Origin of the sequence: Brumicola pallidula DSM 14239 = ACAM 615, assembly GCF_000428905.1 — a bacterium.
Classification (GTDB): domain Bacteria; phylum Pseudomonadota; class Gammaproteobacteria; order Enterobacterales; family Alteromonadaceae; genus Glaciecola; species Glaciecola pallidula.
Map to the genome: position 1 here is coordinate 37,354 of NZ_AUAV01000015.1, position 15,106 is coordinate 52,459.

Here is a 15,106-nt window from a genome sequence, read left to right on the forward strand (position 1 = left end):
GCAAGTGGCAGAAAAATCATAAAAACACTGATACATCTTGACCAAAAGTACCCATATCAGCAATATAAATCAGTTTACTACCACCTATGCGTGCATCTCAAACAGATTCTGTAACGCAAGAAGATTTCAATTAGCTTTCCCTGTAAAGGCTTAATTTAAAACGCGTGGTTGTATTCGACCCAAAATGAATCGTCGTCAGCGGTGCTTGCATACAAACGGACGTTTTGTTTCTGATTCTTTTGATAGCCAAGCGAAAGTTCGGTCGTGGAAGACTCTAATTGCAGACCCCCAGTGCTGACATCATCATCCCAAGATTTACCACCGATATCAGAGGTATACGACGTGTTGGCCAAAATCCACCAGTGTTCTGAAATGGTATAGCGTGCATACACAGTCATAGTTAGCACAGTAGAGGCAATATCTACACCACTGCTTAATTCAGCGGGCGCCAATGGATTGAGGTCTTGTATGTTGTCGTCTGTCAAGACCAATCCGGCGTAAAGTATAGGCCAGACATAGAAGTTTTTTGCTACCGGGATAGTCATAACGGGACCTGCCTGAACAACCGCAACGTCGCCGAAAAATGGGTGGTCGGCAAGTACTGCGTCAATCGACCAACCGACGCCCGTGGTCGTATTGATAGTGCCATAACGCAAACGATAAGAGCTGTTGTCGGCTTCATCGTTAAAAGTGGCGCCAGTCGAGCCGATACCGGTAAACTGCGGATCTTTATCGCCCTCATTGAAGACGTTTCTCATTTCAAATATAATCCCAGACTTTTGTCCATGACCAGCCGTATCTCCCGATAGCATCAACTGCCCTTTAATGTTCATGCCTTCCGAACCATAAGAGGCACCAAGGTAAGTATATACGTCCGTGGGGTCCGACATGTCGATATTGCTTTTTTCCGAGCTGATTGCATTTTTTACTTCCTCAGCGCTTAACGAGCCAGAAGCCATTGCAGCGCCGAATGTTAGTGCCCAAATTAAAATCTGTTGGGTTTTCATTTCGTATTCTCCGATACATCCACGTTAGTTTGTGGACTTGATAGTTGAGGTTGATTATTAGGTCTGGCTAGCAGCCACGATTTTATTGTCGTTGACACAAGCTCGGCAGCATCATGTTGAACGAAATGGCCGGCACCAGGAACGGTAACTAGTGTAAAGTCCTTGTCAATCCAATCCCAAGTGCCATTAAGCCCGTGCGCCTTAAGTGCCCAGTCATCCAATCCGTGAAACATTAAAACTGGCATTTGGAGCTTTGGTAAAGGCTTTGTCTTAGCGTGTTCCCAAGCGTCTTTGTAGGGCTTGCGCGGATAGTTTGCCTTGTAATAGTTAAGCATTGCCGTAAAGCTGGAACGGCCAAATGCTTCAACATAGTGGCGCTGAGCTACATTATCTTTTACCCAAGACGCAAGTGTCTTGGGATTCATTGGCTCGCCAAACAATATCTTTGGGTCAGTCGGTTTGCCAGCAATAAATTGTCTTGCGTAGCTACTCGCCTCCTGCTGTGAATGGTTTTGCGCCAATTCGCGCAGAAAGCCGTTCGGGTGTGGTACATTCAAAATGACTAACTTCTCTGTCATCTGCGGCATATGAATGGCAAATTGCCAAGCAACTGAAGCGCCCCAGTCGTGACCAACAATGGTCGCCTTATCTTCACCTAAATGTCGGATCACTGCAGCGACATCGCCCAGGAGTGCAGGAAATGCGTAGTCTTCGACGAGCATAGGAGCATCACTTTTGTTGTAACCACGTTGATCAATGGCTACAACCCGATAGTCGCTCGCAAGTGCCTGCATCTGATGTCGCCATGTATACCAAAAGTCTGGAAAACCATGGATCATTAAAACCAAGGGGCCTTTGCCAAGCTCAACATAATGAATTTTTACACCGTTTGAGTCCGCGTATCCGTGTTTAACCGTTTCTAAAAAAGTAGCATCATCACTCGCAGCATTAACGACCTGAGTCATTACCATCGCAAGCATTGCTATGGCAGTAAGTATTTTGTTCATTTCGGATTTACCTCGTGATGACACTCAATGAACGCGAAAACTGAGCATTCATCATGTTGGTGTTTGCGCAAACTAAGATTGAAGGTTGAAGTTTGTATCGCACGCATTTGTGTCATTGCAGATTCCTTATATTGTTTGCTGTCAGAACAGATACAAATTCTATCGAAATATTTTCGAGCGCGTTATCCGGAGTGACCACAACAAGCTAAGTGTTTGCCGACAAAGAGGTTCTAATTAAGAGCGAAGATCCCAATTCGCGTGAGTGCCGAGGAACCGATCCACACAACTGTCAATAAACACAAATACTTGTTCAAAACGTCCGACATCCTTACCGATAAGGTGACTAAACATCCTGGCACCTAGGGTTGTCCACATTCGACTAAGGGGTAAACCGAATAGTTTGGCTTGAGCATAAGACCTATAGTCAGCGGCAAGTTAGGACTTAACTGTAAACCAATACACAAAATCGACAGAGGGAGCAAAAAATTATGGGGTATCTATACAACATGCCAAGTTCTGAAGGGTGGGCTATCGGTCTTGCTGTTCTCTTTACGCTAATGGCATTCAATGAATTCTCTCGCAGCACAAAGTGGGGTGGACTCGCAATATTTTTGGTATTACCTATTTTTCTGACTATCTTTGTTTGGCCAACCACCGCAGCTCCCGGCAATGAATACGGAACTGGAAACTGGTTTAATTGGGTCAAAACCTACTCAGCCCTTGCCGGTGTGCTTGGTTTTATGGCAATTCGATTTATTCCCGGATTGGTCAAAAATAAATGGGCGCTGGCATTCCCAGCGGCCATTTTAGCTATTAATATTTTTGAAGCTTGCTTTCGTGATTTTCAAGTATATTCGTACGGTGCATGGGACGGTGAGGTGATCAATCATCTCTGGTTGATGTCAGGATCTTGGAATATCATGAATGGTATCGCCGGCCTATTAAATATCATCGCTATTTGCGGCTGGGCAGGTATTGTCATTTCCAAAGACAAATCAAAAGATATGATCTGGCCTGACATGATCTGGCCTTGGATCATTGCCTATGATTTATGGAATTTTGCTTACACTTACAACTGTATCCCCGATCACTCCTTCTATGCAGGTTTTGTGCTGCTATTCGCTTGTACCATCCCCGCGTTCTTAATTAAAAAAGGCGCTTGGCTGCAACACCGCGCATCGACATTGGCTTTATGGATAATGTTTATTATGACAATCCCGACCTTCGCTAGTCACATTGCTCCGGTGCCAACTACTCATAATCCCAACGCTTTTTTCATTGTTAGTTTAGTTGCGCTGTTAGCCAACATTGCCCTGGTAGCTTATCAATTCAACAAAATTCGCAAACATAAATTCAATCCATTGAAAGATGAAATCTATAAAGAAACCAAAGCATACCAGAATGCTATTGCCGAGAACGTTTAGTCGGCAATAGACAAATGCTTAATTCCAAGCTTACTAGCAGTATCCGAAAAAAGTAATTATTGAGTCACAACACTGCCCTGGGTTTAACAGACTAAGTGAAATAATGGAGCATAATATGGATATTCCAATTTGGACATACGTGGCATCAATGACCGGCTATACCGTCTTTTTGGTGCTGATGGTTGCATTTATGTGCAAACATTTAAAATTAACTATGATCTGGTGGTTCTTGGTTTTACTGACCATTCCATTTTGGTCAGAAAATTTACATGGTTGGTTTCGGTGGTCAAAAACCTTGAGTATGCTGGTACCAGTAGCGTTAGTCATTGGTGGCACACACCTTTCTTGGTACTACAAAGAAAATAAAAGCCGAGTTGCTATTTTTTTCAGGGGCAACTGGCCGCTTTACATTTTTTGGTTTTTCCTTTCTCTAAATATCTTGGAAGCAACATTTAAAGATTTGACCACAGGTAACTATTTCAACTTCGCTGCTGGCTTACTGCTCGCAATGACAATTCCATTTCCTCGCTACAAAAAAAGTAAACGTTTTTTCTGGGCGGTAGGAATAAAAGAAAAAAACCCTTGTTTTCTCTTCTTTTCAACAGCCATGTGGAACTTCCTGTACACAACATGGAACATGGCGTTTGTTTACGGCGAACATCCAAGTTATTTTGCAAGCTCATGCTGCATTTTAATTGCCGCAGAGCTTTATCCTTTAATTAAAGGACGACCCGAGCTCTACATTATTGCCCGTGTTTACACCTTATGTTTTCATCTTTTTTTGCGCGCCAACGGCGATATATTCACTCCAGTTATGGATTCAAGCAGTTGGGCAAACGAAACCGTTTTACAAAACTGGGGGATCTTCAACCTATGCTTACACCTACCATTCGCTGTCTGGTTCTTCTGGAAAATGCGAAAGAATGGAGAGCCGCCTTCAGGTAAACACCTACCTCCTTTAATTTCGGATTATCAAGAAGTTAAAGATGCAGATAAATTGGCGTTAGCCAACATGAAAATGTAAATCACAGCACTGATCTTCACCTAAATATGTGGACATTTTTTACTTAGAAACCGAAGTAAGGTAAAAAGTGGTATTCAGTTTTAAACTTTAATACGATAAGCAGTTGTCGTCTTTGCAAAATCAAATATATGAAGCCATAACCACCTTATGACTTCATATATAGCGGTTATCCTGCAGGGTAAACATAACTAGATTGAATACCTAATGGAATACCTAATGCCCAGTATATTAGCAAGAAAATAGTCCAAGCGATGAGTATGGTAATACTAAATGGCAACATTAATGAGAGTAAGGTACCAATACCGGTTGATTTTACATAACGTTGGCAGTACACCACTACCAATGGAAAGTAAGGCATAAGCGGGGTAATAATATTCGAAGATGAATCGCCTAAACGATAGGCTGCTTGAGTTAAGTCAGGCGAAATTCCTAATTGCATTAACATGGGTACAAAAATCGGCCCTAACAATGCCCATTTGGCAGATGATGAACCAACGAATAAATTCACAAAAGCAGTTAATAATATAATACCTACAATGGTTATCATTGGTGGTAACGCCATTCCTTTAAGAAACTCAGCGCCATTGATCGCCATCAACGCACCCAAGTTTGACTTACCAAAAGCATCAATAAATAACGCGCAGAAAAAAGCCATAACGATATAATAACTCATTCCTTGCATTGCTTTGGTCATGCTATCAATCATATCTTTGGTCGAAGTGTAGGTACCGGACATAAAGCCATACACCACACCAGGTAATAAGAACAGCAGGAAAATTAACGGCACAATTGATTGCATAATGGGTGCTGAAAAGGTTGTCAGCTGGCCATCAACGTCGCGCATTGGCGATGTCTCTGGTATAAGCACCAGAACTAATGTAATGATGCCAAGTAACATAACCAAGCTTGCTACGCGAAGCGCTTTAGTTTGTTTAACAGATAGTTCATCAAATCGAGGAATTTCGTTAGGATCGCCATCCACTTCTACATTTTGTAAACGTGGCTCAACAACCTTATCTGTTATATACCAACCGATACCGACAATTAGCAGTGTTGATGCAGAATTAAAAAACCAATTGTTTAATGGATTTATTTGAATGTCTGGATCGATGATTTGCGCAGCCGCTTGGGTAAATGATTGTAGCAAGGGGTCTATTGCTGATGGGATAAAGTTAGCACAAAAACCACCACTCACACCGGCGAATGCAGCTGCAATACCGGCAAGCGGATGTCTGCCCATGGCATAAAAGATGACGCCAGCTAATGGGATCACCAGCACATAACCCGCGTCTGTGGCTGTGTGACTGACAATAGCGATCAGCACAACCATCGGCGTTAGGAGTGTTTTAGGGGTTGAATCTAGCATGCGTTTTAAGCCTGCGCTGATAAAGCCACTGTGCTCTGCAACGCCAACACCCAGCATAGCAACAAGTACCACACCCAATGGTGCAAAACCCGTAAAGATGCTAACCATACGACTTAAAAAATCAGCTATCGCCGCACCCGTTAATAAGTTTTTCACTTCAATTGCTTCACCCGTGCGCGGGTCTAAAGCATCGAAGGTCATTTGAGAAAATATGGCCGAACATACCCAAATAACCACTAAACAAATAAAGAAAATGATAGCTGGGTCCGGTAACTTATTACCTACTCGCTCAACTTTATCAAGTGCGCGGGTAACCCAACTAGAGGATACTTGTTGCATAGGTGTCTCCATTATTATTGTATTATGGTAGTGTCCAATCAGCTACCAAGTTAGCCTACTATCAAATTTATGCGCGCAGTTTTATACGCACATCACATAATTTCCGCCAGTTATTTATGTTTTCGGCGATTTAAGTCATCTGAGGTTTACTCGGATACGCAACCGTTTATCAGTTGGCATTCCGAAGTCCTCTTATTTTATTAGGTAACAAAGTGGTCGCCTTTGCCAAACCTCGACTATTGCGGGCAGTCTCACAGGCCTAGCAAGCGCAGTCAGCAGTACGGCGTATTCAGCGCAATAGCCACTGTGCTGGGTGGCCACAACTGAGGCTATATTTTTGCATTGGCGCCGCATGAAAAAGTAGAAGACAGTATTTTATACATAATTATCTTGAAGTGCTTCATGTAGATTCGATCCTTGAATTTTCAAATTTAACTAATTAATAAGTATACTAAACGTTTTTTAATTGTTTTTTAATTGTTTTTTTAATTCCTGAAACTAAGCAACCATTTATTCAACTTGATTATCGGTTGTAATCCGAGCTAGGATATCCGCACGGTGCAGCATGTCTGTTGAACGCCGTGTCAAAAATCAATATAAGGATATAAATGATGAAAAAAATATTACTCGCTTTAACCCTAGTTTTCGCATTCACAGTGAGCGCGCAAGAGAGTAAAGGGTCAGATAACCTCGATGAGTTATTCGAACTAATGAACATGGACTCGATGGTCGAAACCATGTACGACCAAATGCAAAGTATTTACATTGAAGTTGAAAAAGATGTCGATATTTCATCCGAAGAGTTAGCTATTAATCAGAAGTATCGAGAGCAAATGACCAATATCATGAAAAAAGAAATGAGTTGGCAGGCGATGAAAGTCGATTTAAAACAAATTTATCTGCAAAATTTTACCGAAAATGAAATAGCTGACATGATCATTTTCTATAAGTCATCTACCGGGCAATCGGTATTGCGAACAATGCCAGTTGTTATGCAGGAATCGATGAAGCTTGGCCAAGCAATGGCGCAAAAAACGCTCCCAAAATTACAAGCACTCGCTGAGCGCGAACAGCAAGAACGTCAGGAATTACGAGATAATAGTAACTAATCAAAAAGGATTTATATAAACTACTCGTCATTAGCTTGCCTGATGGCGTTTAGTTATAAAAATTCACTCCTTAATTAACTCTTCAGGTTTAAGAAACCGATTTAGAAGCCCTTCATTTGTTGGGTGCTTTTCCAATAGCTCAACCATTTTCTTTGCGCTGTCTATTGGTTTAAGATTACTAAGTCCTCTGCGCAACAGTCTTATGTTTTCAACGTCTTTGGGATTAAGAAGAAGCTCTTCGCGGCGCGTGCTGCTTTTGGCAACATCCAGCGCAGGGAAAATACGCTGATTGGCAATCTCTTGTGATAACACGATTTCCATATTACCCGTGCCTTTAAATTCCTCAAATATGACCTGGTCCATTCGGCTGCCGGTATCCACCAGTATAGTCGCCAAAATGGTAAGCGACCCGCCATTCTCAATCTTTCTAGCTGCGCCAAACAGTTTTCGTGGAATTTCCATCGCCCTAGCGTCAAGCCCGCCTGACATTGTGCGACCGCTGCTTTTTCGCTCTGCATTGTGCACTCGCGTCAGCCTAGTGAGAGAATCAATGAGGATCATAACATCATGACCCTCGCCTGCTTCCTTACGGGCTTTTTGAAGCAGGTTATTAGCAATCCGCACATGATGGTCGTAGGTTTCATCAGTAGATGAGGCGTGAACTTCAGCCGGAACGCTGCGCTTAAAATCAGTTACTTCTTCCGGTCGTTCATCGACTAGTAACGCGTAAAGTTTTATCTCAGGATAAGCCGTCCCAACTGCCTGACAAATGTGTTTTAACAAGGTGGTTTTGCCACAACCGGGAGGAGCAACAATCAACCCACGCTGGCCCATTCCTATTGGTGTGATTAAATCCATTGCTCGCATACTAAGTTCCTGAGAACCTAATTCCATCCGAATACACTGGGAGGGATTTACTGCTACGCCGTTTAAGAAACGCTTTTGTGGGTCACCATGAGTTACATCCTTGGCCTCCCCGTCTGCTTGTTGAGAGTCATTCTTCTTTTTCAGATTCAAAGATAATATTTTTCTTGTCATGATATCGCTTTTTAGGTCTAGAGGATTAATTGGTTGACACTTTTTACGTAGTCTCACGCTTAGCATATATTACACATGCACATTAGGCACATGTCAGTTGTGTGGTTTTAGCACTGAAGTGAGTCAATACAGCACAGATAAAGAGTCCGCGAGGACGTTCGTAAATAGGTTGTTACTAGCAATTAACGTTTTACGCTGTTATCGGCTAGGTATTTATTGAGTGGCAGTTGAGTCAATTACTACCGGCATCAATACTGCAGATTCGTGAGAATAAATTATTTTCCAAGAAGAGTCCATTTTTCTAAAAACTAATGTTGCAGCAAAAGGATCTATTGTCAGTTGTTGCTGACATTTTAAAGTAGTAAGTGCCGAGCCGCCATACGTTAAGATAACCGTGTTTCTATAAACAAATGTAAACATTACTACATCGTGAGTATATGTTTGACTCTCTAATACGTCAAAATAATACGTCAAAATATTCTTCATTCATCTTTTATAGTTTCTTTATCTTGGTCAGTTGATACATCGCTTTTACTTGCAGTGCATGACACGAGTAAAAAAGACATAAGAGTAAAGAGGATCAGGAGTAAAAAGAGTCAGAATTAATTTTTCATGATTTTTCTATAGCTCAAGGGTATAAAGATAAAAGGAAGCAAGAGAATAAAGCTACATTATAATTATTCAACAAGCCATTATTAATTAAAGTGTTCGCTCTTGCAGTCTTAAGTCGTTGGTAAAATTAAGCAAATAAATGTCTGTTGTTAGCCCGCAAATGAGGCTTATGCTTATATTGCCTTAGAAAAAGCTGAAAAACAATTAAGTGACAACCTGACGATGTATAAAACTGTCTGCGGCGGATTATTAACAAACGAGAAATTGATAAAATAAACGAAAGCAATTTTGATTCCAGCTTGTTGGATTTAGTGTGCTGGGGAATTCTGGATTATTTTGCGATAATCCCACATTTGTTGCAATATGCCCCAGCGGAAAACCCCGTTACAATGACATTTTCTAAATTTAAATTATAGTCACCATTATTGGCATCCAGATAGTTTAACGCGTTGGTTAAATCGGCAGTTGCTATCGCAATGCCTTGTTTTAATCGATAGTTTATATTGACTACGTTTAGGCCTTTTTTGAGATACGGCTCGATGTAGCGTTCTTCCTCGCTTTTGTCACTAAAATAGTAACCTCCACCGTGCAGGAAAATAATGGTGTAATTATGCTTGCCGAAAGATTTTGCGTCTTTCGAAAGATAAATGTCCATTTTTTGCAGGCTGTCTGCTGCGTATGAAGGGTCTTTAATTACGCTGTAATCAATTGTGATTTGTTCAGCTGATTTGCTTTCAATTGAGCTTATATTTTTTGAGCATGATGCCAAAAAGAGTGAACAAATGATGCTTACGTATACTACTGAGTTTTTCATAATGATCCGCTAACGTACGTTAGACACTGAGATTACTTGAGGTGAAATACGGTATACCAAATGCTGACTAAGCCCTATCTATATTTATTCATACTGTTAGTAAGGTAGTAACAAGATAAATAACATCGCTAGCGCCTATTTATCGGGGGTGCAATACGATTAGGACTAAAAATTATAGATATTTGAAATAAATTATTGACTAATTTTCACCCAGACATATACTGTACATATAAACATGTATAATCATATTGAGGTGATACAAATGAATACATCTAACTGTTTAGGTAAACATATTGCTACACACACCGGCTTTTCGAAGGGTATGAGAAACAATGCAGAACTATATGTAGGGCAATTAATAAAAACAATATCGAGCGGAATTAAGGGTATTGATCAATTAGTTCAGCGCTACGGCGTTTGCTTGAACAACAATGAAAATCAACTTTCAGACAATACTTTTCAGAAGTCATTGATACTTTATGGACAAGATCAAAGACTAGATTATGTAAATTTACCTCCTTGTATGTATATGATCATTGCCGGCGCTGATGCTGAAAAAAAGTTTGTCATTCATCGCTTATATTTACCTTATAAAAATGGCGTTCGCTTTTCTACCTACTTACTTAATAACGATGGTGACGTTATAGAAAGTGTATGTTATCAGCGTAATAGTAAATATTTACATGCATTTAAGGTAATAAGAAAACACATTGTTATGGCGAGTTACTCGGCAGAAACAGAAGCTGCATAACACAAAAAGCCCGCAATTAAGCGGGCTTTTGAATGTTAACGATAACACCAAATTAAAATTAGTTAAGTTTTTCTTTGATACGTGCAGACTTACCTGAACGCTCACGCAAGTAATACAATTTAGCGCGACGAACAGCACCACGACGTTTCACTTCAATAGAAGAAATTGCTGGGCTGTGAGTTTGGAACACACGCTCTACACCTTCACCACTAGAAATCTTACGTACAGTGAAAGCAGAGTGTAGACCACGGTTACGCTTAGCAATAACTATGCCTTCGTATGCCTGAAGACGCTCTTTCTCGCCTTCTTTTACTCTTACTTTAACAATTACAGTGTCACCCGGGCCAAAGGCCGGGACATCAGTCTTGAGCTGTGCTTGCTCAATTTTCATGATGATATTTTGACTTACTTTACTCATCAGATCCTCTCATCCTAGTTAACTGTCATTTTGCTGCAACTTCTACCCAGACTTTAGTTGGGATAGAATTTTTTGTTGCTCCTCAGTCAGAGCTAGGTAATTTAGTAAATCAGGGCGTCTTTCCAAGGTTCTTTCTAGAGCCTTTGTAAGTCGCCACTGCCTAATTTTTTCATGATTGCCACTTAGCAACACACTCGGAACAGCTTCACCATTTAACACGTCGGGCCGAGTATAATGAGGACAATCTAGTAAACCATTCGTGAAAGAATCTTCCACCGCTGATTGACTATGCCCTAGTACATCTGGCAACAATCTCGAGACCGAATCCATCAACACCATTGCTGGTAGCTCGCCGCCACTTAAAACGTAATCCCCAATTGACCATTCCTGATCAACTAATGCATTAATAACGCGCTCATCGATGCCTTCGTATCTCCCAGCCACTAATATAATATTAGGTAGCTGAGTAAAAGACTGAACCGCAGTCTGGTTTAGTGTTTTACCTTGTGGTGTTAAATAAACAACCAAGCTATTTTCACCTAATGCAATTTTTGCATCAGATATTGCGTCCGTTAATGGCTGTACCATCATCAGCATTCCGGGGCCACCACCGTAAGGGCGGTCATCAACGGTTCGATGTTTATCGGTGGTATAATCGCGAGGATTAAATATATCCACTTGTATAATGCCGTTTCTCACTGCTCTGCCAAACACGCCTTGGTTCAAGAACGGTTCAAACATCTCAGGAAAAAGCGTCACTACACCGAAACGTTGGGTAGGTTGCATTAAAAACCTGGGTCCCAGTCCACTGTAATAGACTTTGCCTGTTTATCAACATTCAACACAACTTGGTCGTGTAAGAATGGTAACAAACGTTCTTTTTGACCGAATGCATCGTTATGTTTTGCCTTTATAAGCATGACATCATTTGCACCTGTTTCGAACATGTCTTTAATGACACCCAAATCATAGCCTTTGTCGGTTACAACTTGCATACCAATTAAATCTCTCCAGTAAAAGTCTTCCTCTAACTCAGGCAAAACTGAAGTAGGAACAGATATCTCAGCATTTTTAATTTGCTCAACATCTTCTCTTGATTCAATTCCAACTAACTTAGCAACCAGACCATTACCGTGTGCTCGCCACTCGTCAATTTGTATCTCTTGGTTATCGCAACCGTTGCCGTTTAACCGCCAAGGGGCATAACCAAATATATCTTTTGTCACTTGTGTAAAGCTGTTTATTTTGACCCAACCTTTAACACCGTAAGGAGCACCGATTTTGCCAACAATAATTGTGTCAGACGCTGAACTCATCTTTACCTCAAATGACTAATACAAAAGCGCTACTAAGCAGCAACTTTTGAATCTTTTACCAAGCGAGCTACACGGTCAGAAACACCTGCCCCTACGCCTACCCAATACTCAACACGCGCTAGGTCTAAACGTAAACGTTCAGCTTGACCTTGTGCAGTTGGATTGAAGAAACCCAAGTTTTCGATGAATTTACCGTTGCGTGCACGACGACTGTCTGCAACAACTACTTGATAAAATGGACGCTTCTTTGCGCCACCACGCTGTAAGCGAATAGTAACCATATATGCCTCAAACTCATTGTAGCGTTACCGTTAACATACCCTAATTCCCGCTACGCTGGAAAAAAGGTTGCGGAATTATACGCCCCACGGCTCATTTTGCAAGGGCTTTGTCACTCTAAAGGCAAATTGAGCAAAGAGGCCTATTAGACCCGTTTAGTGCTTGTATTAATGGCGTTTAGCGAGGACCGAAGCCACCGCCCATACCGCCCGCACCACCTGCACCGCCGGGAGGCATCATTCCTCCCATGCCGCGCATCATTTTCTTCATACCGCCGCCCGACATTTTCTTCATCATTTTTTGCATCTGCATAAATTGCTTAAGCAATTTATTTACGTCTTGAATTTGGGTGCCTGAACCAGAAGCAATTCGACGCTTCCTTGACCCTTTGATAACATCCGGGCGCTGACGCTCTGATGGAGTCATGGAATTTATAATAGCTTCCATTTGGGTGAACTGTTTATCGTTCGCTTGGTCTTTGATTTTCGCCGTCATATTGCCCATGCCTGGCATTTTATCCATCAACGACATCATACCGCCCATGTTTCGCATCTGTTCTAACTGCTCTTTAAAATCCTGTAGATCGAACCCTTTACCCTTCTTCATTTTCTGAGCGAGTTGTTGCGCCTTATCTTTATCGACTTTGCGTTCAACGTCCTCAATTAGGCTCAGAACATCGCCCATGCCCAGTATACGACTGGCGATACGTTGTGGATGAAACGGTTCTAAGGCATCTAGCTTTTCACCCATACCTAAGAACTTAATTGGTTTACCCGTAATGTGTTTAACTGATAATGCAGCACCGCCGCGCGCATCACCATCGGCTTTAGTTAAAATAACACCGGTTAATGGCAGCGCTTCGTTAAATGCTTTTGCTGTATTGGCGGCATCTTGACCCGTCATAGCATCAACCACAAACAGTGTTTCAACAGGCTGCACCGCTTTGTGTAGCAATTGAAGTTCGTTCATCATTTCAGTATCAACAGCAAGGCGACCTGCAGTATCCACAATTAACACGTCAATGAACTTTAATTTTGCTTGTGCTATCGCACCTTCAACAATATCAATGGGTCTTTGTAGCGCCGAAGAAGGGAAGAACTCGACATCAACTTCTTCCGCCAAGGTTTGAAGTTGTTTTATAGCCGCCGGTCTATAAACATCGGCACTAACTACCATTACTTTTTTCTTTTCGCGTTCTTTCAAATATTTAGAAAGCTTACCGACAGTGGTGGTTTTACCTACACCTTGCAAACCGGCCATCAAAATCACTGCCGGCGGTGTTGCCGCGAGATTTAAACCTTCGTTCTCTGAGCCCATAATTGCTTCAAGTTCACCTTGAACAATTTTAATCAGCATTTGACCTGGATTGAGACTTTTAGATACCTCGATACCGACCGAACGTTCTTTTATGCGTGCCACGAAGTCTTTAATGACGGGCAGTGCAACATCCGCCTCAAGCAAGGCCATGCGCACTTCACGCAAGGTATCTTTAATGTTGTCTTCGGTTATTCTGCCTTTACCACTGATGTTTTTAAGGGTTTGGCCTAATCTGTCTGATAAATTCTGAAACATATTAATAATTTGATTTCTCTGTAATTACCCTAGAGTATACAATAATTATGTTGCGTATATCGATACTGTTTTGTTATAAACTTGCGAGGAGTTTAATTAAGGTCAATGATGGATTATAGTTTTATTGTTTATGCACCCACGCTATGCCTATATTTATCGGCAGGAATAGTGATGTCGAAGGCGTTTTTCTCGCCGCATAATAAAGTAAGTAAATTGCCACATTATTTACTCTACGCCGCAATTATTGGGCACTTAGGCTTTATCTTAGTATCAACCCTTAATAATCAATCTGAGCAATTGAGCATTACCCAAGTTGCTGTTTTACTCGCATGGTTGGTCACTGTCACCATGGTGGTGGCCAATGCTTACATTAAAAATTTAGTGTTCTTACCCGTCGTCAGTTTATTTTCAGCATTATTCATCACTTTACAAATACTTATTCCCCAAAGCACGGGTATTCATATCGACATGAGTTTTGGCCTCATTATCCACATTATATTGAGTTTATTTGCATTTGGCGTGCTGAGTATCAGTTTTCTGTATGCTTTGCAGCTTGGCTTTATTAACTATCAGTTAAAGCACAAACAGATTTCATTGGCGAACAATCAACTACCTCCGCTACTTAGTGTTGAGAATATCCTAACGAAATTAATGATAATAGGCACCGTTTTACTCGCCATTACGTTAGTTTCAGGGTTTATATTCGTACCAAATATGCTTGCTGATGGCTCTGCCCACAAAACTATTTTGTCGAGTCTTGGCTTTTTCGTCTATGTCTTGGCCTTGGTCCTGCATCACTTCTCAGGGCTTAAAACTCGTGTATTAGTCACATTCAATTTGGTAGGTGTTACCTTATTAACACTCGCCTACTTCGGCAGTCGATTAGTTCGCGAGATTATTTTATAATATCGCTAAAACGCAATCGCTAACCACGCGCTTTTTAATACTAGATACTCGCTTTTGAATAGTAGATACTAGTCACATAACAATCACTTTTTATTTATGCACAAATTATAACGAGGAAACTCAT

16 protein-coding genes are annotated in these 15,106 nt (G+C 41.3%); 5 read left to right on the forward strand and 11 right to left on the reverse strand.

Features of this window, described 5'->3' with window-relative positions:
- Positions 1-155 precede the first annotated feature (155 nt).
- Both G399_RS0106500 and G399_RS0106505 read right to left on the reverse strand, forming a co-directional pair.
- Positions 156-1,007, reverse strand: coding sequence for a hypothetical protein (locus G399_RS0106500; RefSeq protein ID WP_006010589.1), 852 nt, complete (start codon positions 1,005-1,007; stop codon positions 156-158).
- Positions 1,004-2,014, reverse strand: coding sequence for an alpha/beta fold hydrolase (locus G399_RS0106505; protein WP_006010591.1), 1,011 nt, complete (start codon positions 2,012-2,014; stop codon positions 1,004-1,006). Before G399_RS0106505 ends, G399_RS0106500 begins: the two co-directional genes overlap by 4 nt.
- Before the next feature lie 506 nt (positions 2,015-2,520).
- Between G399_RS0106505 and G399_RS0106515 the strand changes: the two genes are divergently transcribed.
- The gene (locus G399_RS0106515; RefSeq protein ID WP_211229857.1) at positions 2,521-3,438 is read left to right on the forward strand and encodes a DUF5692 family protein; all 918 of its coding nucleotides are present in this window, start codon (positions 2,521-2,523) and stop codon (positions 3,436-3,438) included.
- A gap of 115 nt (positions 3,439-3,553) precedes the next feature.
- Positions 3,554-4,462: a hypothetical protein gene (locus tag G399_RS20265; RefSeq protein ID WP_006010595.1), complete on the forward strand. Its 909-nt coding sequence runs from the start codon at positions 3,554-3,556 to the stop codon at positions 4,460-4,462.
- 166 nt (positions 4,463-4,628) lie between these two features.
- Here G399_RS20265 and G399_RS0106525 read toward each other — a convergent pair whose 3' ends face one another.
- Positions 4,629-6,167: an AbgT family transporter gene (locus G399_RS0106525; RefSeq protein WP_006010597.1), complete on the reverse strand. Its 1,539-nt coding sequence runs from the start codon at positions 6,165-6,167 to the stop codon at positions 4,629-4,631.
- A gap of 608 nt (positions 6,168-6,775) precedes the next feature.
- Here G399_RS0106525 and G399_RS0106530 point away from each other — a divergent pair.
- Entirely contained in the window at positions 6,776-7,276 is a 501-nt protein-coding gene (locus tag G399_RS0106530) for a DUF2059 domain-containing protein (protein WP_006010599.1), read from the forward strand.
- Between the two features lie 63 nt (positions 7,277-7,339).
- Here G399_RS0106530 and rho read toward each other — a convergent pair whose 3' ends face one another.
- The 3 genes from rho to G399_RS0106545 all read right to left on the reverse strand — a co-directional run bounded on the left by rho (position 7,340) and on the right by G399_RS0106545 (position 9,740).
- Positions 7,340-8,314: a transcription termination factor Rho gene (rho, locus tag G399_RS20270; protein WP_051288501.1), complete on the reverse strand. Its 975-nt coding sequence runs from the start codon at positions 8,312-8,314 to the stop codon at positions 7,340-7,342.
- Between the two features lie 213 nt (positions 8,315-8,527).
- Complete coding sequence (locus G399_RS22940; protein ID WP_026843532.1) at positions 8,528-8,800, reverse strand: nuclear transport factor 2 family protein; 273 nt, start codon at positions 8,798-8,800, stop codon at positions 8,528-8,530.
- A 457-nt stretch (positions 8,801-9,257) separates the two neighbouring features.
- The gene (locus G399_RS0106545) at positions 9,258-9,740 is read right to left on the reverse strand and encodes an alpha/beta hydrolase (protein WP_006010605.1); all 483 of its coding nucleotides are present in this window, start codon (positions 9,738-9,740) and stop codon (positions 9,258-9,260) included.
- Positions 9,741-10,002: 262 nt separating this feature from the next.
- On the opposite strand from G399_RS0106545, the gene G399_RS0106550 reads away from it, so the two are divergent.
- A complete protein-coding gene (locus tag G399_RS0106550) occupies positions 10,003-10,491 on the forward strand; it encodes a hypothetical protein (protein WP_006010606.1) in 489 nt (162 codons plus the stop codon).
- 58 nt (positions 10,492-10,549) lie between these two features.
- Here G399_RS0106550 and rplS read toward each other — a convergent pair whose 3' ends face one another.
- From rplS to ffh, 5 genes are all read right to left on the reverse strand, one after another.
- Entirely contained in the window at positions 10,550-10,909 is a 360-nt protein-coding gene (gene rplS, locus G399_RS0106555; RefSeq protein WP_006010607.1) for a 50S ribosomal protein L19, read from the reverse strand.
- Positions 10,910-10,951: 42 nt separating this feature from the next.
- On the reverse strand, positions 10,952-11,695 hold the full coding sequence (gene trmD, locus G399_RS0106560) for a tRNA (guanosine(37)-N1)-methyltransferase TrmD (protein ID WP_006010608.1): 744 nt from the start codon (positions 11,693-11,695) through the stop codon (positions 10,952-10,954).
- On the reverse strand, positions 11,695-12,225 hold the full coding sequence (gene rimM / locus G399_RS0106565) for a ribosome maturation factor RimM (protein ID WP_006010609.1): 531 nt from the start codon (positions 12,223-12,225) through the stop codon (positions 11,695-11,697). Before rimM ends, trmD begins: the two co-directional genes overlap by 1 nt.
- A 32-nt stretch (positions 12,226-12,257) precedes the next feature.
- Entirely contained in the window at positions 12,258-12,506 is a 249-nt protein-coding gene (rpsP, locus tag G399_RS0106570; protein ID WP_006010610.1) for a 30S ribosomal protein S16, read from the reverse strand.
- A gap of 175 nt (positions 12,507-12,681) precedes the next feature.
- Entirely contained in the window at positions 12,682-14,076 is a 1,395-nt protein-coding gene (ffh, locus tag G399_RS0106575; RefSeq protein ID WP_006010611.1) for a signal recognition particle protein, read from the reverse strand.
- A 171-nt stretch (positions 14,077-14,247) separates the two neighbouring features.
- On the opposite strand from ffh, the gene G399_RS0106580 reads away from it, so the two are divergent.
- On the forward strand, positions 14,248-14,982 hold the full coding sequence (locus tag G399_RS0106580; RefSeq protein ID WP_006010613.1) for a cytochrome C assembly family protein: 735 nt from the start codon (positions 14,248-14,250) through the stop codon (positions 14,980-14,982).
- Positions 14,983-15,106 lie beyond the last annotated feature (124 nt).

Bases quoted from the DNA above. Each gene is read 5' to 3' on its own strand.
- G399_RS0106500 (WP_006010589.1), bottom strand. From the start codon at position 1,007: ATGAAAACCCAACAGATTTTAATTTGGGCACTAACATTCGGCGCTGCA.
- G399_RS0106505 (WP_006010591.1), bottom strand. From the start codon at position 2,014: ATGAACAAAATACTTACTGCCATAGCAATGCTTGCGATGGTAATGACT.
- G399_RS0106515 (WP_211229857.1), top strand. From the start codon at position 2,521: ATGCCAAGTTCTGAAGGGTGGGCTATCGGTCTTGCTGTTCTCTTTACG.
- G399_RS20265 (WP_006010595.1), top strand. From the start codon at position 3,554: ATGGATATTCCAATTTGGACATACGTGGCATCAATGACCGGCTATACC.
- G399_RS0106525 (WP_006010597.1), bottom strand. From the start codon at position 6,167: ATGCAACAAGTATCCTCTAGTTGGGTTACCCGCGCACTTGATAAAGTT.
- G399_RS0106530 (WP_006010599.1), top strand. From the start codon at position 6,776: ATGATGAAAAAAATATTACTCGCTTTAACCCTAGTTTTCGCATTCACA.
- rho (WP_051288501.1), bottom strand. From the start codon at position 8,314: ATGACAAGAAAAATATTATCTTTGAATCTGAAAAAGAAGAATGACTCT.
- G399_RS22940 (WP_026843532.1), bottom strand. From the start codon at position 8,800: ATGAAGAATATTTTGACGTATTATTTTGACGTATTAGAGAGTCAAACA.
- G399_RS0106545 (WP_006010605.1), bottom strand. From the start codon at position 9,740: ATGAAAAACTCAGTAGTATACGTAAGCATCATTTGTTCACTCTTTTTG.
- G399_RS0106550 (WP_006010606.1), top strand. From the start codon at position 10,003: ATGAATACATCTAACTGTTTAGGTAAACATATTGCTACACACACCGGC.
- rplS (WP_006010607.1), bottom strand. From the start codon at position 10,909: ATGAGTAAAGTAAGTCAAAATATCATCATGAAAATTGAGCAAGCACAG.
- trmD (WP_006010608.1), bottom strand. From the start codon at position 11,695: ATGCAACCTACCCAACGTTTCGGTGTAGTGACGCTTTTTCCTGAGATG.
- rimM (WP_006010609.1), bottom strand. From the start codon at position 12,225: ATGAGTTCAGCGTCTGACACAATTATTGTTGGCAAAATCGGTGCTCCT.
- rpsP (WP_006010610.1), bottom strand. From the start codon at position 12,506: ATGGTTACTATTCGCTTACAGCGTGGTGGCGCAAAGAAGCGTCCATTT.
- ffh (WP_006010611.1), bottom strand. From the start codon at position 14,076: ATGTTTCAGAATTTATCAGACAGATTAGGCCAAACCCTTAAAAACATC.
- G399_RS0106580 (WP_006010613.1), top strand. From the start codon at position 14,248: ATGTCGAAGGCGTTTTTCTCGCCGCATAATAAAGTAAGTAAATTGCCA.